The following is a 21,201-nucleotide window of genomic DNA, read 5'->3' on the forward strand; positions in this document are numbered from 1 at the left end:
ACTCAGGGGGCTCGCCGGGCCGGGCGGAGGAACGCTTTTGATGCGCGGGCAGGACGTGTCGAGTATGCACGTCAGGCCCGCGGAGAAACACGAGGAGGTGTGGTTGCTGGACCGGCTGGACGAGTTCGGGATGCCGGATCCGGCCTTCCGCTCCCGGGACTACGTGTTCGCCGTGGACGAAGAAACGGGAGAGAAAGCCGGGTTCGGCCGGCTCCGCGTCCACTCGGGCGACGACACGTCCGTCTGCGAACTCACGAACATCGGCGTCCTCCCCGACTGGCGCGGCCGCGGGGTCGGCGCGCACGTCATCGAACGCCTCGTCGAGTCCGCACAAGACCAGGGGTTCGACCGCGTCTTCTCGCTCACCACCGAACCCGCGTACTTGGAGCAGTTCGGGTTCGAGCGCATCGACGAATCGACGCTCCCCGAGCCCCTGGTTCGCCGGCTCTCCGAGGTTCGGGAGACGGAGGGCGAGGACGCGGTTCCGCTCGTTCTCGACGCCGACGCGTTCTCCGTCCCGGGCCGCCTCCGCCGCCGGTTCCGCTCCGACGAGGGCGAGGACGAACCCCAGGAGACCGCCGAGGACTTCGGTATCGACGCGGACACCGCGACCTACAAGTACGACACGGGCGGCTAACGACCCAAGAATCCGCGCCGGTTCACCCTCGGTTTCTAAGCCCCAAACGGCGTAAACGGGGCGTGTCTTTCATACGCTATGGAGCGACGCGACTACCTCATCATGGTTGCGTTCGCCGCCCTCATCGTCGCCGGGGGCGCGATCGCGTCGACCGAACCGCTCGACACGTACCTCCTCACGGGCGCGGAGGACACCGTGCGAACCGCGGTGGAGATGGCGTGGATAACGTGGTGGGCGCTCGTCCTCGGGTTCGCCATCGCCGGCGGCGTCGAAGCCTGGCTCTCCGAGGAGGACATCTCCCAGCACCTCGAAGGCGCGGGCGTCCGCTCGCTCGGCACCGCGACGTTCTTCGGGTTCGTCTCCTCCTCGTGTAGCTACTCCGCCATCGCGACGTCGAAGAACCTCTTCAAGAAGGGCGCGAGCGCCGCCGCCAGTCTGGGCGCGTTCATGTTCGCCTCGACGAACCTCGTCATCGAAATCGGGTTCGTCATCTGGATTCTGCTCGGCTGGGAGTTCGTCGTCGCGGACTTCGTCGGCGGCGTCGTCCTCATCGGCTTGATGGCGGTCGGGTTCCGGTTCGTCCCCGACGAAGTCGTGGAGTCCGCGCGCGAGCACGCCTCCGACGACACCACCGTCCGCGACCCGAACTGCGGGATGGAAGTCGACCCCGACGAGACCGAGCACACCATCGAGTACGAGGGCACGACCTACTACTTCTGCTCCGAGTCCTGTAAACGCGGCTGGAACCCCGAGGAGGCCGACACCACCGTCTGGGAGCAGGCGACCTCGCTCTCCGGGTGGCGCGCGCTCGCGGACAAGCAACTCAAGGAGTGGGGGATGCTCTGGGACGAGATCGCCATCGGGTTCGTGTTCGCCGGCCTCATCGCCGGGTTCGTCCCGGACTCCGTCTGGCACGCCGTCTTCGCCGGCCCCATCGTCGGCGAGTACACGTACGTCTTCTGGACGGCAATCCTCGGCGCTGTCGTCGGTATCGCGACGTTCGTCTGCTCCGTCGGGAACGTCCCCTTTGGCGCGATTCTCTGGACGCGCGGCCTCCCGTTCGGGAGCGTGCTCTCCTACATCTACGCCGACCTCATCATTCCGCCCATCATGCAGGCCTACCGGGAGTACTACGGCACCACGTTCGCCGCCGTCCTTTCGGCGATGATATTCGTCGCCGCCGTCGTCACCGGCGTCATCGTCCACATCGCGTTCGACCTCCTCGGCCTCATCCCCGACCCCGCGAGCGCGACCGTCGAACGCATCTCCATCGAACTCAACTACAAGGCCGCGCTCAACGTCCTCGCCACCGCTGGCTTCCTCGCGCTCTACTACCTCCACCGCACCGGCGGTGACGAGGCCGACCACGGCGGGAGCGGCGGTCACGCGCACGGAAGCGACTGACCGCCCCCGGGTTCCCTAACGTACAACCATTAAGGCGACCTCGCCCGTTCTCCGAGGTATGTTCGACGACGACGACCTCGCGAGTATCCGCGAGGCGAAATCGGAGTGGGAAGCGGAGACGCTCGACCCCGTTCTCGACCGGTTCGGTGAACGGAAGGAGGAGTTCGACACGGACACGGGCGGGCAGACGGTCGAGCGCCTCTACACGCCGGACGACGTGAGCGACCTCGACTACGCGGACGACCTCGGGTTCCCGGGCGAAGACCCGTACACGCGCGGCGTCTACTCCACGGGCTACCGCGGCCGCCTCTGGACGATGCGGCAGTACGCGGGCTTCGGCACGCCCGAGGAGACGAACGAGCGATTCCGCTACCTCATCGACCAGGGCTCCTCGGGGCTGTCGATGGCGTTCGACCTCCCGACCCAGATGGGGTACGACTCGGACGCGGCGATGAGCGCGGGCGAGGTCGGGAAGTCCGGCGTCGCCATCGACACGCTCGCGGACTTCGAGAAGGTGTTCGACGGCATCCCGCTCGACGAAGTCAGCACGTCGATGACCATCAACGCGCCCGCCTCCGTGTTGCTCGCGATGTACATCGCCGTCGGCGACAAGCAGGGCGTCGACCGCGAGGAACTCCGGGGAACCATCCAGAACGACGTGCTCAAGGAGTACGTCGCGCGCAACACCTACATCTATCCGCCCGAGCCGTCGATGCGAATCATCACGGACATCTTCGAGTTCTGCGCGCGGGAGACGCCGAACTTCAACACCATCTCCATCTCCGGCTACCACATCCGCGAAGCCGGCAGTACGGCCGCCCAGGAGGTCGCGTTCACGCTCGGGAACGGCATCGAGTACGTCGAAGCCGCGCTCGACGCCGGCCTCGACGTGGACTCCTTCGCGCCCCAGCTGAGTTTCTTCTTCAACGCCCACAACAACATCCTGGAGGAGGCCGCGAAGTTCCGCGCCGCCCGCCGGATGTGGGCGCAAATCATGGAGGAGCGCTTCGACGCCGACGACCCGCAGTCGAAGCAGTTGAAGTTCCACACGCAGACCGCCGGCTCCACGCTGACCGCCCAGCAGATAGAGAACAACGTCGTCCGTGTCGCGTACCAGGCGCTCGCCGCGGTTCTCGGCGGGACGCAGAGCCTGCACACGAACGGGAAGGACGAGGCGCTGTCGCTCCCGACGGAGAAGTCGGTTCGGACGGCGCTCCGAACCCAGCAGATTCTCGCGCACGAGTCCGGCGCGGCGGACACCATCGACCCGCTCGCCGGCAGTTACTACGTCGAATCCCTCACGGACGACATCGAGGACGAAGCGTTCGACCTGCTCGACACCGTGGACGACAAGGGCGGGATGCTGTCCGCCATCCAGCAGCAGTGGGTGCAGCGCCAGATTCAGGACGTGGCGTACGAACGCCAGCAGGAGATAGAGGACGGCGAGCGCACCATCGTCGGCGTGAACGAGTTCGAGGTGGACGAGGAACCCGAAGTCGACATCGAGGAGGTCACCGAGGAGGACGAGAAACGCAAAATCGAGGGCCTCGAATCCGTGAAGGCCGAGCGGGACGACGACGCGGTGGCGGAACGCCTCGCGGCGCTCCGGGAGGCCGCGGAGGGCGACGAGAACCTCATGCCGTACATCGTGGCCGCCGTGAAGGCGTACGCGACGGTCGGCGAGATATGTAACGTCCTTCGGGACGTGTTCGGCGAGTACCAGCCCGGCACCGCACTCTAACCTTTATCGGGCCGTCGCCCGCCAGTTCGAGGTATGCGTCTCGACCACGTCGGCGTCGCCACTCAGGACGCCGTCAGCCTCGCGGAACAGTACGTCTCGCTGTTCGACGCCGACCTCGTTCACGAGGAGGCCTTCCAGGGGATGAACGTCTGTTTTCTCGACCTCGGGAACGCCTACCTCGAACTCCTCGAACCCACGGGCGAGGAGACGACTATCGGACGATACCTGGCGGAGAACGGGCCGGGGATGCATCACGTCGCGTTCGTCACGGACGACATCGAGGACGCGCTCGCGAACGCCCGCGCTGAGGGCGTCTCACTCGTGGACGAAGAACCGAGGGCGGGCGCGTGGGGGCACACGGTCGCGTTCCTCCACCCCCGCGACACGGGCGGCGTGCTCGTGGAGTACGTCGAACACTAGTCGTCGCCGGCGGCGAGGGACAGGCGCTCCGAGAGGTGGGGGCCGACCTCCGTCGGCGGCCGGGAGAACCACCGCGCGTCCTCGATGTCGGGGCCGGTCGCGATGTCCGTCTCGAACGTCTCCGCCTCGAAGAACACCCAGAGGCCGGTGACGCCCTCGCCGCCGTCCACGAGCGTGAACTCGCGCTCGATGGCGGCGAACGCGTCCACGACCGTGCACTCGATGCCGACCTGGTCGGCGACGTGCTGCGTGCCCGCGGTGGCGTGCGTGTCGTTCCGGGAGAGACTCCCCCCGGGGGCGTCCCAGGCGTCGCCGCCGTCCTCGCGGACGAGCAGGAACTCGTTTTCGTGCGAGACGAGCACGCGGACGCCACCGAGTTCGCCGTTGTCCGCGGCGTTCATGCACTCGACGTACATCTCGCGCGGCACCGGCGTGGACTCGTGGTGAACCGGAATCTCCCCGTGGACGTCTTCGAGCCGGTTCAGAACTCGTTCCACGTCGTGTTCGGGGTCGTCCATTCCAGGGTCTAGGTGGACGGACGGTCGGAGAAAACTTAAACTCGTTCCCCGCGGCTACCCGAACGACTCGATTTTCGCGTCGTCGGACTCGATGCCGCGCGCTTCGAGGAGGTCGGCGACCTCCCGCACGAACTCGCTGAACCCGTAGACGAACACCTGGCCGCCGACCGCGGAGAGCGCGGCGTCCACCGCGGGTTCCACGTCGTCCCCGACGAGGAACACGTCCGCGCCGTGGTCGGCGAGGCTCGCGAGGCGGTCGGTGTGCGCGTGCGCGTCGTCGAGGTAGACGACCGCCACGTCGCCGCCGTTCTGGAGGACGCGCTCCGCGATGCCGACCGCGGGGCCGACGCCCGGGCCGCCGACGACGAGCGTCACCGCGGGCTCGCCCTCGTAGAACGCGTGACCGAACGGGCCGTTGATACCGACGGTGTCGCCGGGTTCGAGCGCTTCGAGGTAGGGGCCGACCGTGCCGTCGGGGTCGACGCCGACCGTGACTTCGAGGAGGTCGTCCGCGTCCGGCGAGGAGAGCGTGTAGTGGCGGGCTTCCTCGTTTCCGTCAACGGTGACCGCGAGCTGTACGAACTGCCCGGGTTTCGCGTCGAAGTCCGCGGGCGCGTCCACCTGGATGGCGATGGTGTCGGGGCCGACCGCGCGAACCGCGCGAACCGTCACGTCCGTCGTGTCCATACCCGTGGTTGCCGTGGCCGGGGGAAAGCAGTTGTGTTAGTGGTTACGTCGGCCGGAGTCCGCGACTCCACCGACCGCCCCGGGCGTCGTCTCGTCGCTCGGGCCGAAACGGTATTTCGACTCGCAGACCGGCCGGAGACCGGACGGTTCGAGCGAGAAACACGAACGGGCGTTCAGTAATCGTTGTCGAATCCACACGAACCTCGTTTTCGCGACGCCCACCGGGTTCAGAAGGCTTTTTGCCGGGCGATTCGGAAGCCTACACCACATGCACGAGGACCTGAACTGGGCCATCGGCGGGGAAGCCGGCGATGGAATCGACTCCACCGGCAAGATATTCGCACAGGCGCTCTCGCGCGCCGGCCGGCACGTCTTCACCTCGAAGGACTTCGCGTCCCGCATTCGAGGTGGCTACACCGCATACAAGGTACGAACGTCCGTCGACAAGGTCCGCAGCGTCGTGGACCGCCTCGACGTCCTCATCGCGCTCACCGAACGCACCGTCGACGAGAACCTCGACGAACTCCACGACGGCAGCGTCATCATCTATGACGGCGAGCGCACCGAGTTCTCCGACTTCGAAGCCCCCGACGACGTCACGGGCCTCGACGTCCCCCTCAAGTCGCTTGCTGAGGACGCCGGCGGCGCCATCATGCGCAACATCGTCGCGCTCGGCGCGGTCTGCGAGGTCGCGGACTTCCCCATCGAGAACCTCGACGAATCCCTCGAAAAGAAGTTCGGCGGGAAGGGCGAGAAGATCGTCGAGAACAACAAGGAAGCCGCGCGTCTCGGCGCGGAGTACGTCGAGGAGGAGTTCGACCTCGCGTTCGACTTCGACCTCGAAACCACGGACAACGACTACGTCCTCCTGAACGGCGACGAAGCCATCGGGATGGGCGCGATCGCCGCCGGGTGTAAGTTCTACGCCGGCTACCCCATCACGCCCGCGACGGACGTGATGACGTACCTCAAGGGCCGCATCGAGAACTTCGGCGGGCACGTCGTCCAGGCCGAGGACGAACTCGCCGCCATCAACATGGCGCTCGGTGCCGCGCGCGCCGGCGCTCGCTCGATGACCGCGACCTCCGGCCCCGGTATCGACCTGATGACGGAGACGTTCGGACTCGTCGCCACCTCGGAGACGCCGCTCGTCATCACGAACGTCATGCGCTCCGGCCCCAGCACGGGGATGCCGACGAAGCAGGAGCAGGGCGACCTCAACCAGATGCTGTACGGCGGGCACGGCGAGATTCCGCGGTTCGTCCTCGCGCCCACCACGGTCGCGGAGTGCTTCTGGAAGACCATCGAGGCGTTCAACCTCGCGGAGAAGTACCAGACGCCCGTCTACCTCACCGCCGACCTCGCGATGGCGGTCACCGAGCAGACGTTCGAACCCGAGAAGTTCGACATGGACGCGGTCGAAATCGACCGCGGGAAGGTCGTGGACGAGGACGAGATTTCGAAGTGGCAGAACGAGAAAGACCAGTTCAAGCCCCACGCCGTCACCGCCGACGGCGTCAGCCCCCGCGCCTTCCCCGGCACGGAGGGCGGCGTGCACATGAGCACGGGCCTCGAACACGACGAACTCGGCCGCCGTACCGAGGACGTGGACGTGCGCGTCGAACAGGTCGATAAGCGCCAGCAGAAAGTCACCACCGCGGAGGAAGAAGAGGACTTCTCCTACCGCGAGTTCGGCAACCCCGACTCCGACAACCTCGTCATCTCGTGGGGGTCGAACGAGGGAACGCTCATCGAGGCGATGGACTACCTCGACCAGGAGGACGTGGACGTGCGCCTGCTCTCCGTCCCCTACATCTTCCCGCGGCCCGACCTCACCGAGGACATCGAGGCCGCCGAGGAAGTCGTCGTCGTCGAGTGTAACGCGACCGGGCAGTTCGCCGACCTCGTCGAGCACGACACGCTTACCCGCGTGAAGCGTGTGAACAAGTACAACGGCGTCCAGTTCAAGGCGGACGAACTCGCCGACGACATCCAGGAGGAACTAGCATGAGCTCCAACGTCAGATTCACCGACTTCAAGTCCGACAAGCAGCCCACCTGGTGTCCCGGGTGTGGCGACTTCGGCACGATGAACGGCATGATGAAAGCCCTCGCGAACACCGGAAACTCGCCCGACGACACGTTCGTCGTCGCGGGTATCGGGTGTTCCGGGAAGATCGGGACGTACATGCGCTCGTACGCGCTCCACGGCGTCCACGGTCGCGCGCTCCCCGTCGGCACGGGCGTCAAACTCGCCAACCCCGACCTCGAAGTGATGGTCGCGGGCGGCGACGGCGACGGCTACAGCATCGGCGTCGGCCACTTCATCCACGCCGTCCGCCGGAACATCGACATCACGTACGTCGTGATGGACAACCGCATCTACGGCCTCACCAAGGGTCAGGCGTCCCCGACCAGCCGGTCTGACTTCGAGACCGCGACCACGCCCGAAGGCTCCAAACAGCCGCCGGTCAACCCGCTCGCGCTCGCGCTGTCCGCCGGCGGGAGCTTCATCGCGCAGTCCTTCAGCAGTCACGCCCAGCGCCACACCGAAATCATCGAGGAAGCCATCAACCACGACGGCTTCAGCCTCGTGAACACGTTCAGCCCGTGCGTGACGTTCAACGACGTGGACACCTACGACTACTTCCGCGACAGCCTCGTCGACCTCGGCGAAGAGGAGGACTACGACCCGAGCGACCGCGAGCAGGCGAAGGACAAAATCCTCGACAGCGAGAAGGAGTACATGGGCGTCCTCTACCAGGACGACGACGCGCAGTCCTACGAACAGGCACACGGCGTCGAAGGCAACATGGCCGACATCGACACCGACGGCGCGCCCGACGGCGCGATGGACCTCGTCCGCGAGTTCTACTAACCCACCGTTTTACTGGAGGGAAAAAGGCCGGTCGCCTCCGGCGACCGGTGAACGGCGCATCGGAGAGCGCCGACAGACGACTCGTTCTATTCGTCTTCCAACAGCGACTCGATGGTTACTCCGGGCGAGCGCGTTCGTGGTGTCTCAGTTTAGTGGCCGCCGACGCGGCGCTACTCTTTCCAGACGACGCCCTCGAAGGAGCCGGTGAGAACTTCCTCGCCGTCAGCGTTCGTGCAGACGTTTTCGCCGCGGATGTCGTAGCGGTCGTCGCGTTCTTCCACGTCGGTGAGCGTGGTCTCACAGGTGATCGGTTCGCCCGTGTACACTGGTCTGTGGAAGTGGTTGTCCATGTGGTAGGCGAGCACGCCGAGCGCGGAGCCGATGGCGGTCGGGAGCGTCGCGGTGAGGAGTCCCTGCACCATCAGTCGCCCCTCGTCGTCGGGCACGCTGTGAACTGGCTGGTCGTCGTGCGAGAGCTCCGCGAACGACTCCACCTCCTCGGTGGTGAACGTTCGCTCGTACGTGTACGTATCCCCCTCCTCGGGCGGCAGACTCACGTCCATACGAACGAGAGGGAGTCGAGTCGGACGTTCGTGTCGGTTCTGCGAGCCGCTCGGTTCTTATAGTGCGCGTCCGCCGTAGCCGGCGATGACCTGCGCGGTGACGCCGCCCATGAGCGCCGCGATAGGCGCGAAGCAGATGACGCCGAACGTCGTCCACGCACCGTAGACGAACAGGATGTCGACGGTCTGCGTCACCGTGAACGGCGAGTTCAGCCAGAAGATGATGCCGACGACGAACACGCCGAGGAACGACCCGAGACCGACGGCGGCCGCGCCGTCAACGCCCTCTGTCTCGAACGCGCGACTGATGACGCCGACGAACGCCCCGACGGCGATGGGGGCAATCCCGTAGAGGTAGTACGGTGCGACGAGGAGGTAGAGGGCGGCGAGCGCGAACGCCTGCACCAGCGCGCCGGCGGCTATCGCCCGTCGATCCGCGACGCGCCGGTGCACCGTCATCCCGGACATGCGCCACGCTATACGTTCTCTTGTATTAACGTTTACCGACGAGAAGATTTCTCTGCGTGCGCTCACTCGCTCCTTCTGTTCTCCGGGAAACGTCGGAATACGGGCGTTCTGCGTGCGTATTCGGAAAGGTTGATTAGCGCGACGGGGATTTTTTGGGGTATGTCTGAGCGTTTCGACGTGGTAATCGCGGGGGCGGGGCCGGCGGGCGCGCAGTGCGCGCGCGACCTGGCGCAACGCGATTACGACGTTCTCGTCCTCGAAACCGAACCCGAAGACGAGTTCCCGCGACAGTCGAACAAGTCCACCGCGGGAACCTTCCCCTCCATGATGGGTGCGTTCGGGATTCCCGACGACATGGTGATGCAGTTCACCGACACCGTCGTCCTCGAATCCCCGAACGAGCACTTCGTCCAGCAACAACCCGGCGCAGTCCTGGAGTTCGCGGACTTCAAGCGCTTCCTCGTCAGGGAAGGCAGGGAGCACGGCGCGGAGTACCGCTTCGGCTCCCGGGTCTCGAAACCCATCACGGAGGACGGCGAGGTCGTGGGCGTCGAGTACAGCGGCGACGAGGAAGTCTATGCGGACATCGTCATCGACGCGACCGGCCCCGCCGCGCCGCTCGCGAAACAGCTCGGCGTCAGCGACCTGGAACGACACAACCAGGCCATCGGCATCGAGTGGGAGATGGAGGGCGTCGAGGTCGATCACCCCGACTACGCCGACCTCCACGACGCGATGATGCTCCGTCTCGACCACGACCTCGCGCCCGGCGGCTACTCCTGGATATTCCACACCGGCGAGGACACGGCGAAGGTCGGGCTGTGCTACATCCAGAACGAGTCCTACCAGGAGCGCGGGAAGGAGGGACTGAGTATCGACGGCTACCTCGACTACTGGCTCGACAACGACCCCCGGTTCGAGAACGCGACGAAACTGGAGGGCAAGCAACACCGCGGCTCCGCGCACATCCAGGAGCCCGGCCAGCTCTGCACGGACTCCTTCATGGCCATCGGGGACACCGTCCCGACCATCGACCCGCTCTGGGGCGAGGGTATCCACAAGGGCATGAAGTCCGCGCGCGCCGCCGCCATCACCGCCGACCGCTGTCTCACCGGCACCGTTGACACGTCGAAGGCGGCGATGGAGACGTACGCCGACCTCTGGCATCAGAACGTCGCGCCCCAGGCGAAGCGCCGCCTCGCGATGACGCGATTGCTCTACCTCGCGGACAACGACCGTTACGACCGCCTCCTCCGCGACGTGAAGGACGCGAACATGGACACGCTCGCGGACGCGAACGGCGGGAACCCGCTCGCCATCGCGAAACTCCTCCACTTCGACGACCTCTCCCTCCTCAAGCGCCTCGCCACCGAACACTACCTGTAGCGCCGCTACCAAAACGTCTTTTCCCGTTCCGCCACATCCAACAGATATGCCTGAATTCGACTACCCCCGGAAGAGCGGTATGCCCGTCCTCGGTATCGGCACCTGGCAGAACGAAGACCCCGCGCAGTGCGCGCAGTCAGTGCAGACCGCGCTCGACATGGGCTACCGGCACGTGGACACCGCCCAGATTTACGGGAACGAGGACGCGGTCGGCGACGGCATCGAACAGGCCGACGTGGCCCGCGACGACGTGTTCCTCGCGACGAAAATCTGGACGAGCGAACTCTCCCACGACGACGTCCTCGAAAGCTTCGAGGAAAGCCTCGACAAACTCGGCACGGACTACGTCGACCTGCTCTACGTCCACTGGCCGGCGAACGAGTACGACGCCGCGGACACCCTCTCCGCGTTCGACGAACTCTACGACGAGGGGAAGATAGAACACATCGGCGTGTCGAACTTCGAACCCCGCCACCTCGACGAGGCCCGAGAAGTCCTCGACGCGCCGCTGTTCGCGAACCAGGTCGAACTCCACCCCTTCCTCCCCCAGACGGAACTCCGGGAGTACGCCGACGAACACGACATCGAACTCGTCGGGTACAGCCCGCTCGCCCGCGGCGAAGTCTTCGACGACGACACCATCGCGGAAGTCGCGGAGAAACACGACGCGAGCGCCGCGCAGGTCGCGCTGGCGTGGGCGCGCGAAAAGGGCGTCACCACCATCCCGAAAGCTACGAGCGAAGCACACATCCGGGACAACTGGGAGAGCCTCGGCGTCAGCCTCGACCCCGAAGACGTGGAGAAGATCGACGGCATCGACCGCCTCGAACGCGAGGTCGACCCCGACTTCGCGCCCTGGAACTAGCGGGTACTCGCCTCCGGCTTTTTGTTTTTCGAGCGCCTAGCCGTCGGTATGGCAGTCGTCGAAACGCTGGCGGTCACGGCACTCGCGCTCGCCGCCGTCGTCGTCGTTCTCTTCGTCGTGTACTCGCTTCTCGGCGTCGCGCGTGAACGCTATCGGGCCGGACGGCGGGCAGTGCCGGAGTCGGAGGAAGAACGGTAGTTCGTCAGAACGGGGATTCGACGGTCTGGTCGTCGGCGTCGTCGCTCGCGTCCACCTCGACGTCTTCGGCGTTCAGCGTCTCGGCGAGGTCGCCGCGTTCGTCGAGTTCGGCGAGGATGTCGCTCCCGCCGACGAACTCGCCCTCGACGTACGTCTGGGGGATGGTCTCCCAGCCGGAGTGGTCTTCGAGCGCGGCGCGGAACGCCTCCAGGTTCTGGAGCACGTCCACGGTCTCCACGTCCTCGCGGTACTTGGTGATGAGGCCGACGGCGCGCTTCGAGAACCCGCACTGGGGCATCATCGGCGTGCCCTTCATGAACAGCACGATTTCGTTGTTCTCGATGGTTTCGTCCACGAGCTCCCGGACTTCGTCGGCGTCGAGGCCCTCGTCGGCGGGGTCGAACGTCATACCCGAGTGGTGGGTGTCGAGGGGCAAAGGCGTTGCGTCACCCCACACCCCCGCCGGCGCTCGCGGCACCTATCCTTAAGCCGATTCGTGTCGTTCGTGGACGTATGGCATACAGCGTGGATTACGAGCTGAGCGACGACGACGAGAACATCCACAACGCGTGGGACAACTCCCTCGACCCGATTCTCACCGTCGAACCCGGCGAGGTGGTGCGCTTCGAGTGCCGGGACGCCGTGGACGGCCAGGTGGACATGGAGACGACCGCCGCGGAGTTCGGCGAGGTGAGCTTCGACCCTGTCCACCCGCTCACCGGCCCCGTCTACGTCGAGGGCGCGGAACCCGGGGACGTACTGGCGGTCGAACTCCTTAACCTCGAACACAAGGGCTGGGGGTACACGGGCTTCATGCCGGGCGACATGGGCCTCGGCCTGCTCCCCGAGGACTTCGAGGAGTCCGGCTATCACGCCTGGGAGCTCGACGGCGACACCGGCCACTTCGTGAACGACATCGAAGTCCCGCTCCACCCGTTCCCGGGCACCATCGGGAACGCGCCCGCCGCAGACGGCGAACACGACACCCTCCCGCCGCGCGACGTGGGCGGGAACATGGACGTAAAACACATGACCGCCGGCTCCACCGTCTACCTCCCCGTCGAGGTCGCGGGCGCGCTGTTCTCCACCGGCGACTGTCACGCAGCGCAGGGCGACGGCGAAGTCTGCGTGACCGGCATCGAAGCCCCGATGTTCGTCACCGCGCGCTTCGACGTCCGCACGGACATGGACATCTCTCAGCCCCAGTTCGAGAGCGACCACCCGTACACGCCGACCGGCGCGGACGAACCGATGTACGCCACCACCGGCATCGCCGACGACCTCATGGTCGCCACGAAGAAGGCGATTCGACACATGATAGACCACCTCGAAGCCGAACGCGGCCTCACCCGCGGCGAGGCCTACATCCTCTGCTCCGCCATCGTCGACCTCAAAATCAGCGAGGTCGTGGACGCCCCCAACTGGACGGTCACGGCGTACGTGCCGGAGTCTATCTTCCCGTAGCGAGTCGAAAGGGACTCGTCGGGCGGGCGAGTGCTCGGGGTATGGAGTACGCGCCGGACGAGGTGGGGTCGATGTACCGGACGCTCTCGGGGGCGGTGGTGCCGCGTCCCATCGCGTGGGTGTCCTCGACGAGCGCGGACGGGGTGGACAACCTCGCGCCGTACAGTTTCTTCAACGTCGTATCGGTGGAGCCGCCGACGGTGATGTTCTCGCCGCTGGACACGGACGAGCGTTCGAAGGACACGACGCGGAACGTCCGGGAGACGGAGGAGTTCGTGGTGAACGTCGTCACGGGCGAGTCGGTGGAGGCGATGAACGAGACGAGCGCGACCCTGCGCGCCGACGAGTCCGAGTTCGAGCACGCGGGCGTGACGCGCGTCGAGTCGGAGCGCGTACGGCCGCCGCGGGTGGCGGAGTCCCCGGTGAACTTCGAGTGCTCGCTGTACGACACGCTCCGCGTCGGCGACTCCGTGCTCGTCGTCGGCGAGGTGGAGTACGTGCACGTGGACGACGCGCTCGCGCCCGACGGCGAACTGGACGTGCGCGAACTCGACGCGGTCGGCCGACTCGCGGGGAGTTTCTACTCCTACACGCGAGACCGGTTCTCGCTCGAACGCCCCCCGTAGCGGCGACACGTATTTACTCCCGGGGTCGCCCCTTCCTGTATGCAACACGCAGAGGCGGCCTCTCGACTGCGCGACGTCCTCGACGAGGTGAGCGGCGCGGTCGTCACCCGCGAGGAGTTCCTCGAACTCGTCGTCACCAGTCTCGTCGCGGACGGCCACGTCCTCCTCGAAGACGTGCCCGGCACCGGGAAGACGCTCACTGCGCGGAGTTTCGCCACCGCGCTCGGCCTCGACTTCTCCCGCATCCAGTTCACGCCCGACCTCCTCCCCGCGGACATCACGGGGTCGAACATCTACAACGAGTCCACGGGCGAGTTCTCGTTCAGCCCCGGGCCGCTGTTCGCGAACGTCGTGCTGGCGGACGAAATCAACCGCGCGCCGCCGAAGACGCAGGCCGCGCTCCTCGAAGCGATGGGCGAGGGGCAGGTGTCCGTGGACGGCACGACCCACGACCTCCCCGAGCCCTTTTTCGTCATCGCGACGCAGAATCCCGTCGAGCAGGAGGGGACGTTCGGCCTCCCCGAGGCCCAGCGCGACCGCTTCATGGTGAAGACCGACATGGGCTACCCGGACTTCGCGGGCGAGCGCGAACTCATCGACCGCCGCGCGGAGCGCGACACCCAGATTCCGACCGTCGGGCGCGTGCTCGACCCGGAGACCGTTCGGGAGATTCAGGCGACCGTCGAGACGGTAGATATGGAAGAGCGCCTCCGGGACTACGTGGTGGAACTCGGGCGGCGCACGCGCGAGGACGACCGCGTGGACGTGGGCGTCAGCCCGCGCGGCATCCAGAAGCTGTTCGAGGCGTCCCGGGGCGCGGCGGTCGTGCAGGGCCGCGACTACGTCGTGCCGGACGACGTGAAGCGGGTCGCGGGGCCCGCGCTCCAGCACCGCCTCGTCCTCACCGCGGAGGCGAACGTCCGCGGCGTCGACCGCGCGGACGTAATCACGGACGTGCTCGACGGTCTGGACGTGCCGGCGGTCGCGGACTGATTACTTGAGCGCGAACACGAGCGCGAGCAGGGCGACGCCGCTTCCGACGACGGCGACGGGGAGCGCGTTCGGGTTCGCGAAGGCCATCGCGGTGCCGTAGTTCGCGACGGCGACGGCGAGCGCCGCGGCGGCGACGCCGACGAGGAGCGTGCCGACGAGGTGGACGCCCTCGACGCCCGCGGTGGACACGTGGCGGCCGATTTCGTCCCCCAGCTGCGTAGCGTACTCGCCGGCGTCCCAGACGACGAGCGCGGCGACGACGCACGCGAGAAACCGCAGGGGCGTGACGGCGTCCGTGGTGCCGGCGAACGCGGCGGCGACGAACAGGCCGGCCGCGGCGAGCGCGGGCCCGAACGTGTCCACGGGGAGAATCCGGAGGCCGACGCCGACCCGGGCGGCGACGAGCGTCGCGGTGGCGGCGACGAGCACGACCGCGAGCAGGACGGCGGCGGCGGTGAACGTCCCGTAATAGGAGAGTATCGCGCCCGACTGCTCGCGCACCGTGCCGGCGACCGTGTACGGCACCTGGGAGAGCACGAACCCGTGGAGTTCGTCCACGAGCGGGGCGTGCACGGCGAACGTGCCGGCGACGAGCGCGCCGCCGGCGACGGTCGGCGCGTGCCGCACGGCCGCCGTTCCCGCGGACGCCCGGGCGAGCCGGCGGAACAGCCAGCCGACGAGCACGCCCGCGAGGCCCGCGACGGCCGCCGCGACGAGCGCGGTCCTGAGGACGCCGAGCGTCGTGACAGCGACCAGCGCGTCGTAGGCGGCCGCGGGGAGAACGCGCCGGAGGCGGGCCGGCGAGATGGCGAACCGGGTGAGCGTGCCCGCGACGAGCAGGACGATACCGGCGAGCGTGACCTGGTAGAGCGCGCGCCGAACCGCGGTCACCGACGCCGGGGCGTCGAGGAGTTCCGCGACGGGGAGCGAGCGGAGCGCGCCCGCGACCGTCAGGGACGAGAGAACGACGAGCGCCGCGAACGAGAACACGTGCGGCGTCCCGGCGTCGGGCGCGAGGAGTTCGCGTTCGAGCGCCGACGCGACTCCGGACGCGGCGTCGCCGACGGTTCCCTGGAGACCGCCGATTTCGGTGTGGCCGACGACGGCGAGCGCGACGAGCGCTCCAGCGGCAGCGATGGCGACGAACGCGGTGCGTCCGGCGACCTTCGAGAACCGCCGGAGGCTCGCGCGGTCTGCGAGGTCGCCGACGCTCACGGTCGCGCCGAGCGCCGCGGCGGTGAGACCGGCGACGACGGCGAGCCGGCCGAGCACGACGAGCGTCGCCTCCGCGACCTGCGCCGCGGTCGGCTGGGGGAACAGCGACCCGAACAGGGTGACGGCCGCGTACACCGCGCCGACGGTCGCGCCGACGCCGAGCGGGAGGACGGCGACGCCCGCGAGGAAGCGCGCGGCGGGCCGCCAGCGCTCCCGCTCGACGAGCCAGAGGCCGAGCGCGAACGGCACGGCCGCCGTCCACGCGAGCACTATCGAGGGTTCGAGGCCGAGCGGTCGGGCGAGCGCGGCACTGACCGCGAGCGTGCCGAGGAGCACGACCAGGGTTCCGACCCGGGTCGGTCGCCACGTGGTGTCGGTGAGTCGAGTCATTGGCTGAGGAGGTGTGAGAGTGAGGCGTCGAGCACGGTGTCGAGCGGGTCGTCGAGGCTCCAGTCCACGACGCGCGCGTCGCGCTCGCGGAGGGTTCGCGTCCGCAGGTCGCGGTGGACGCGCGCGAGGCGGCCGCCGACGGACGACTCGGACACCACGTCGGGACTGACGACGGTGACGCCGTACCCGCGGGTGGCGAGCGCGCTCGCGGCGCGCACGGGCCAGTTGTCGAGCAACGGCGACACCACGAGTACTTCGGCGCGCGGCGGGAGGCGCTCGCCGAGTTCGGGCACCCAGTCGGTCGTCGCGGCGTCCCAGGACTCGGCGTTCGGCGGCGCGGACTGCCAGGCGGCGTCCGGACTCGGGGTGTCGTCCGCGGCGGCCTCCACGGCTTCGAACACGAGGGCGGCGCTCTCCCGGCCGTCCGCGGCGTCCGCCCAGGGGAGGCCGTCCGGGCCGAGCGGCGCGCCGTGCGAGGCGTCGAGGCCGACGGCGGTCACGTCCGTGTCGATGCTCGCGGCGGTCAGCGCGCCGTGGAGCCGGCGGCCGACGTACCCCGCGAGTTCGGTTCCCGTCGGTTCGCCCGGCCCCGGCACGACCCGGGTCGGCGTGCGCGCGTCCACGACGAGCGCGGCGCGAACGGCGTGTTCCTCCCGGAACTCAACCGTCGAGAGTTCGCCCGTCTTCGCGTACTGCCGCCAGTTCAGGCGGTTCACGGGGTCGCCGTGCTGGTACTCGCGGGTCGCGTGGAATTCGAGGCCGCTCCCGCCGCGGTCGGTCGTCTGCGTGCCCGCGCGGAGCGTCGTGGAGTCCGTAATCGGCGGCGCGTCCACCGCGCGCTGGCCGACGAGTTCGGTGTCGCCGTCCGGGTCGATATCGACGGTCACCGCCGTCGAGCCGGAGAACGACCGCGCCCGAGCGACCGGCGCGTCGAACTCGTAGGTTCCGCGCTTCGCCACCACCTCGTACTCGGCCGTGGTCGCCGCGCCCGCGCTGAGCGCGGTGGACACGCGGGGCGCGCCCGAGGCGACCGCGAGTTCGTCCGGCACGCCGTCCACGACCCGGAGGTCGGGAATCGCCGAGTCACCCGTGTTCTCCACCGTGAGCGTGACCGTGACGCGCTCGCCTGGCCGTGGCGCGCTCGCGTCGAACGACCGCGCCACCCGCACCCGTCCCCGCGCCGGAACGGTCGTGAGCGCGTCGTACGCGGCGAACGCGGCCGGAATCGCCGCGGCGGCGATGACGAGCGGCGCGGTGTAGAGGAAGCCGACGCCCGCGAGCGTGAGCGCGCCGACGCCCGCGACGCTCCACCGGCCGGAGCGCTCGCGAACGCCGTCACTCATCGCGCTCCCTCCGTTCCTCGATGGCGGCGAGCGCGCGCTCCACCCGGCGCTCCCGGGCGGCCGCGGGGTCGACCCACGACCGGAGCCGGCTCAACAGCGGGTAGGAGGCGTCGTCCGCGAGGAACGCCGCCGCGACCCGGTCGTCCGTCCACGACCCCTGCGCGACCGCCGCGTCCGCGTCGTCCACGCCGTCGTCCAGTTCGAGCACGGCGACGGCGGTACTGCGGAACGCCGCCCGCGTCGTCGTGAGCGCGTCCGGCGACCCGGCCACGGCGTCCGCGACCGTGTCGTCCATCGCGGCGGCGGTTCGCGTGCGGTCGTCGCCGTACACGAACTCGGGCGGGCGCTCCCGGTACGCGGCGAACCGCGCCGCCGCCGACCCCTCGGCGGGCGTTCGCGACTGCTGGAACGGCCGCCACGCGCGGAGCGCCGCGTACAGCGTGAGGAGCGCGCCGAGTCCCGCGAGCACCGGCGTCGGTTCCACACCGCCGAGCGCGTCCTGCACGTTCGCGAGCGGCGCGACAGACTCGACGAGGCGCGGCCGGTGCGTGTAGAGGTAGGCGGCGGCGAGCGACGCCAGCCCGACGGTTCCGCCGAGCCAGGTTCGAAGCCGCATCACTCCTCACCCCCGTCGTCGCGGCGCGCCGCCTCTATCTCCCGCATCGCGTCCTCCACGGCGGGCAGTCGGTCGTCGGGGTCGCGGCGGCCGTACTCGACCGACCGGAACGCGTCCCGCACCTCACGCACCGCGTCCGCGGGCAGGTCGTCGCGCTCGACCGCGTGCGCCGCGAGTTCGCCGGGCGTGTGCCGGGACGGCCGCCGAACCGAGGTCGCGGCGAGGAAGTCCCGCCAGGCGTCCCGCAGCGTCCGCTGGGCCGCCGACACCTCCGCCTCGTCGCTCGCGTCGGTCGAGCCGAACCGGTCGCGAACGCCGCGCGCCCGGTCGGCGGCGTCCTCGCGGAGCGCGGCGACCCACGCGGCGAACGCCGCGGCGAGGTCGCGGGGCGACCGCCGGCCCCGAACGGCGTTCGCGACCGCATCGACCGCGCGCTGGACGGCCGCGACTGCCCGCCCGGCGAGCGCGACGACGAGGTTCGCCGCGCCGCGAGCGACCGCGACGGCCGCGTTCACGGCCCACGCGAACAGGGCGCGGGGCGACGTGCCGTACCGCCTGAGTCCGTAGACGCCGCCCGCGAGCACGGCGAGCAGGCCGACGGCGACGCCGCCCGCGTGCAGGAAGAGCGAGTCGAACGCCACCGTGCGCTCCTGGCCGTACGCCGACGCGCGCACCGTCGCCGCGGACGCGACCGGGAGCGACACGCGGAGCGTCCCGTCCGCGCCCGTCACGCCGACGCGCTCGCCGTCGAGGAAGACGGGCACGCCGCCGACGGGGTCGCCGCCGAGCGTCGCCGTCACCGTCGCCCCCGTCCCCGGAAGCGCGAGCGGGAGCGACGGTTCGCCCGACAGCGACAACCGCTCCAGTTCCACCGTCGCGGAACCGTTCACGGGGTCGCGTTCCACGCGAACGGTCGCGTTCCCGGGTTCCGCCGTGAGCGTCACGCGCGCCCGGCCCGTGTCGTTCGTCGTCGCCACGTGCTCGCCGTCGAGGAGCACCGCGGCGTCACGCACCGGCACGCCGTCCACGGCCGCGACCACCGTCACCTCGTTCCCGGTGACCGTCCGCCCCAGTAGGGAGACGGACGCGTTCGTCTCCACCGCGTACGTCGAGGAGTTGTTCGCCGCCGTCGCCGGGAGCGACGCGCTCCCCGACGTGAACGCGAACCCCGCCGACCGGTCTTCGGTCTCCGCGACCACCGTCTCCGTCTCCGTCCGCACCGTCAACTCCCGCGCGTACGGCACCACGCCGACCACGGTGCCGTTCTCGTCCGTCACCCCCACCGGGTCGCCGTTGAACGTCACGCCGACGCCCGCGAGCGGCCCGCCGCCGTCCCGAACCGTCACCTCCACGGCCGCGCCCGGCACCGGCGTTCGGTTCAGCGACACCGACAGCCCGCTCTCGGACTGCGAGTCGTCCGAACCCGAATCGTCCGAACCCGAGTCGGACTGCGAGCCGTCGCCCGAGTCGCCCGACCCGTCGGACGTCGTGGTGTCGTCGGTCGTGCCGTCGGGCGTCGTTGTGTCGTCAGGCGCGGTGGTTCTCTCGGGCGTCGTCGTGGTGTCGTCGGTCGGTTCCTGCGTGGTCGGCGTCGTGGTGGTCTCGTAGCCGGAGCCGGTCTGGTTCCGGAGCGCCTGGTCTTCCTGCGCGAGGCGCTCGCTCGCGGGCGTCGGGTCGAAGCGCACCCAGCCCGCGTCCGGGAAGTAGACCTCGACCCAGGCGTGGGCGTTCATCGCGCGAACCGTGTACTCGTCCTCGCCGGTCTGCTCGCCCGTCGAGTACCCGACGACGTAGCGCGCCGGGATGCCCTGCGTCCGCAGCATCGCGGTCATCGTCGTCGCGAAGTACTCGCAGTACCCCGCGTCCATCTCGAAGGCGAACTGGGTTGCGATGTCGCCGTCCAGCTCCTCGGTCACGTTCAGCGAGTACTCCTTGTTCGATTCGAGCCAGCGCTCCACGCGCGTCGCCGCGTCGTACGGCGTCTCCGCGCCCGCGGTGAGGTTGTCCACGAGCGGCGTCAGCGCCGCCCGGGACTCCGCGGGAAGCTGAGTGTAGGTCGATTCGACGCGCTCGGGGTAGTCGGTGCCGAGCGACCGCAGAACCGTGGGGTCGTCCGGCGGCCGCACGCTCGTCCCCGCGTACGTCGTGCCCGCGGGGAGACGTGAGTCCGCGACGACGGCGTTCGTCGGCGTCACCGAGAGGTCGGTGTTCGCGTCGAGCGTGCGCGGCGTCCACACCGTCGGGAGCGAGGTCGCGGCCTGCCGGAGCGTCACCCGGTAGGCGAGCGCGTCGCCGTCACCGGACGCGACCGGCGGGTCGTACGCCGTGCGCTCGCCGTCGCTCGACCACCCCGACCCCGTGTAGGTCGTGTACGCGTTCGTCCGCCAGTACGCGGACTGCGGGCTCTCCACGACGAAGTGCACCTCGTCGTTCAGCGACCGGAACGCGGAGTCGTTCGACGCGAGGTCGCCGCCGACGCGCGCCTCCGACCCGGCGTTCAGCGCGCCGAGACCGCCGCCGGACAGCCCGCCGCCCGACGACCCGCTCGACCCGGACTGCGCGGGCGGGTCGACGACGGGAAGGAGGCTGGCGAGCGGCGCGCCGCCCGCGACGGAACCGAACGCCGGCGCGACCCCAGTCGCGAGCACGACGCCGACGACCACCGCGGCCGCGAGCAACGCGCGCCCGACGCTCCGTCCCCCGTCGTCCGTGCCGAGCGACGTTCCCTCAGCCATCGGCTACCCCGTCTCGTTTCACGTACACGTCACACGTCCGCGGGCCGGCATAATT

Annotated in this window: 21 protein-coding genes; 12 read left to right on the top strand and 9 right to left on the bottom strand. The window is 69.0% G+C overall.

The window, feature by feature from the left end; genetic code table 11:
• The first annotated feature begins 64 nt into the window (after positions 1 to 64).
• From LI334_RS05675 to mce, 4 genes are all read left to right on the top strand, one after another.
• Positions 65 to 637, top strand: coding sequence for a GNAT family N-acetyltransferase (locus tag LI334_RS05675; protein ID WP_227262199.1), 573 nt, complete (start codon positions 65 to 67; stop codon positions 635 to 637).
• 78 nt (positions 638 to 715) lie between these two features.
• Positions 716 to 2,041 carry a permease gene (locus LI334_RS05680; protein WP_227262200.1) on the top strand — a complete coding sequence of 442 codons (1,326 nt, stop codon included), beginning with the start codon at positions 716 to 718 and terminating at the stop codon, positions 2,039 to 2,041.
• Positions 2,042 to 2,099: 58 nt separating this feature from the next.
• Entirely contained in the window at positions 2,100 to 3,782 is a 1,683-nt protein-coding gene (locus LI334_RS05685; protein ID WP_227262201.1) for an acyl-CoA mutase large subunit family protein, read from the top strand.
• 33 nt (positions 3,783 to 3,815) lie between these two features.
• On the top strand, positions 3,816 to 4,202 hold the full coding sequence (gene mce, locus LI334_RS05690; protein WP_227262202.1) for a methylmalonyl-CoA epimerase: 387 nt from the start codon (positions 3,816 to 3,818) through the stop codon (positions 4,200 to 4,202).
• Here mce and LI334_RS05695 read toward each other — a convergent pair.
• Together LI334_RS05695 and LI334_RS05700 are read right to left on the bottom strand one after the other, a co-directional pair.
• Entirely contained in the window at positions 4,199 to 4,720 is a 522-nt protein-coding gene (locus LI334_RS05695; protein ID WP_227262203.1) for an NUDIX hydrolase, read from the bottom strand. The two genes, mce and LI334_RS05695, sit on opposite strands and share 4 nt — an antisense overlap.
• 54 nt (positions 4,721 to 4,774) lie before the next feature.
• Positions 4,775 to 5,407 carry a ferredoxin--NADP reductase gene (locus LI334_RS05700; protein WP_227262204.1) on the bottom strand — a complete coding sequence of 211 codons (633 nt, stop codon included), beginning with the start codon at positions 5,405 to 5,407 and terminating at the stop codon, positions 4,775 to 4,777.
• Positions 5,408 to 5,675: 268 nt separating this feature from the next.
• Here LI334_RS05700 and LI334_RS05705 point away from each other — a divergent pair, with 268 nt between their 5' ends.
• Positions 5,676 to 7,418, top strand: coding sequence for a 2-oxoacid:acceptor oxidoreductase subunit alpha (locus LI334_RS05705; protein ID WP_227262205.1), 1,743 nt, complete (start codon positions 5,676 to 5,678; stop codon positions 7,416 to 7,418).
• On the top strand, positions 7,415 to 8,284 hold the full coding sequence (locus LI334_RS05710) for a 2-oxoacid:ferredoxin oxidoreductase subunit beta (RefSeq protein ID WP_227262206.1): 870 nt from the start codon (positions 7,415 to 7,417) through the stop codon (positions 8,282 to 8,284). The genes LI334_RS05705 and LI334_RS05710 overlap by 4 nt, the downstream gene beginning before the upstream one ends.
• A 170-nt stretch (positions 8,285 to 8,454) precedes the next feature.
• Here LI334_RS05710 and LI334_RS05715 read toward each other — a convergent pair whose 3' ends face one another.
• Entirely contained in the window at positions 8,455 to 8,847 is a 393-nt protein-coding gene (locus tag LI334_RS05715) for an FAS1-like dehydratase domain-containing protein (protein WP_227262207.1), read from the bottom strand.
• A 57-nt stretch (positions 8,848 to 8,904) separates the two neighbouring features.
• A complete protein-coding gene (locus LI334_RS05720) occupies positions 8,905 to 9,315 on the bottom strand; it encodes a hypothetical protein (protein WP_227262208.1) in 411 nt (136 codons plus the stop codon).
• A gap of 159 nt (positions 9,316 to 9,474) precedes the next feature.
• Between LI334_RS05720 and LI334_RS05725 the strand changes: the two genes are divergently transcribed.
• From LI334_RS05725 to LI334_RS05735, 3 genes are read left to right on the top strand one after another with little or no spacing between them, the layout of a single operon-like run.
• Positions 9,475 to 10,701 (top strand): digeranylgeranylglycerophospholipid reductase, encoded by a 1,227-nt coding sequence (locus tag LI334_RS05725; RefSeq protein ID WP_227262209.1) that lies wholly within the window; start codon positions 9,475 to 9,477, stop codon positions 10,699 to 10,701.
• A gap of 46 nt (positions 10,702 to 10,747) precedes the next feature.
• Positions 10,748 to 11,566 (top strand): aldo/keto reductase, encoded by an 819-nt coding sequence (locus LI334_RS05730; RefSeq protein WP_227262210.1) that lies wholly within the window; start codon positions 10,748 to 10,750, stop codon positions 11,564 to 11,566.
• Positions 11,567 to 11,614: 48 nt separating this feature from the next.
• Positions 11,615 to 11,764, top strand: a complete 150-nt coding sequence (locus tag LI334_RS05735) for a hypothetical protein (RefSeq protein ID WP_227262211.1) — start codon at positions 11,615 to 11,617, stop codon at positions 11,762 to 11,764.
• Between the two features lie 4 nt (positions 11,765 to 11,768).
• Here LI334_RS05735 and LI334_RS05740 read toward each other — a convergent pair whose 3' ends face one another.
• On the bottom strand, positions 11,769 to 12,173 hold the full coding sequence (locus LI334_RS05740) for a glutaredoxin family protein (RefSeq protein WP_227262212.1): 405 nt from the start codon (positions 12,171 to 12,173) through the stop codon (positions 11,769 to 11,771).
• A gap of 104 nt (positions 12,174 to 12,277) precedes the next feature.
• On the opposite strand from LI334_RS05740, the gene LI334_RS05745 reads away from it, so the two are divergent.
• The 3 genes from LI334_RS05745 to LI334_RS05755 are packed head-to-tail and all read left to right on the top strand — an operon-like array spanning position 12,278 to position 14,847.
• Entirely contained in the window at positions 12,278 to 13,228 is a 951-nt protein-coding gene (locus LI334_RS05745; protein ID WP_227262213.1) for an acetamidase/formamidase family protein, read from the top strand.
• A 41-nt stretch (positions 13,229 to 13,269) separates the two neighbouring features.
• Positions 13,270 to 13,854 (top strand): flavin reductase family protein, encoded by a 585-nt coding sequence (locus LI334_RS05750; RefSeq protein ID WP_227262214.1) that lies wholly within the window; start codon positions 13,270 to 13,272, stop codon positions 13,852 to 13,854.
• 39 nt (positions 13,855 to 13,893) lie between these two features.
• Positions 13,894 to 14,847, top strand: a complete 954-nt coding sequence (locus tag LI334_RS05755; RefSeq protein WP_227262215.1) for an AAA family ATPase — start codon at positions 13,894 to 13,896, stop codon at positions 14,845 to 14,847.
• Here the strand turns inward: LI334_RS05755 and LI334_RS05760 are convergent, their stop codons facing one another.
• Genes LI334_RS05760 through LI334_RS05775 form a run of 4 tightly spaced genes read right to left on the bottom strand, consistent with a single transcriptional unit; the run spans position 14,848 to position 21,146 of the window.
• Positions 14,848 to 16,452 (bottom strand): DUF7519 family protein, encoded by a 1,605-nt coding sequence (locus tag LI334_RS05760; protein ID WP_227262216.1) that lies wholly within the window; start codon positions 16,450 to 16,452, stop codon positions 14,848 to 14,850. It lies immediately after the preceding gene.
• Positions 16,449 to 17,795 (bottom strand): DUF58 domain-containing protein, encoded by a 1,347-nt coding sequence (locus LI334_RS05765; RefSeq protein WP_227262217.1) that lies wholly within the window; start codon positions 17,793 to 17,795, stop codon positions 16,449 to 16,451. The genes LI334_RS05760 and LI334_RS05765 overlap by 4 nt, the downstream gene beginning before the upstream one ends.
• A complete protein-coding gene (locus LI334_RS05770; RefSeq protein ID WP_227262218.1) occupies positions 17,788 to 18,411 on the bottom strand; it encodes a DUF7269 family protein in 624 nt (207 codons plus the stop codon). The genes LI334_RS05765 and LI334_RS05770 overlap by 8 nt, the downstream gene beginning before the upstream one ends.
• Positions 18,411 to 21,146 (bottom strand): transglutaminase TgpA family protein, encoded by a 2,736-nt coding sequence (locus LI334_RS05775; protein ID WP_227262219.1) that lies wholly within the window; start codon positions 21,144 to 21,146, stop codon positions 18,411 to 18,413. The genes LI334_RS05770 and LI334_RS05775 overlap by 1 nt, the downstream gene beginning before the upstream one ends.
• Positions 21,147 to 21,201: the final 55 nt, after the last annotated feature.

The organism is Salarchaeum japonicum (assembly GCF_020614395.1).
Taxonomy (GTDB): Archaea; Halobacteriota; Halobacteria; order Halobacteriales; family Halobacteriaceae; genus Salarchaeum; species Salarchaeum japonicum.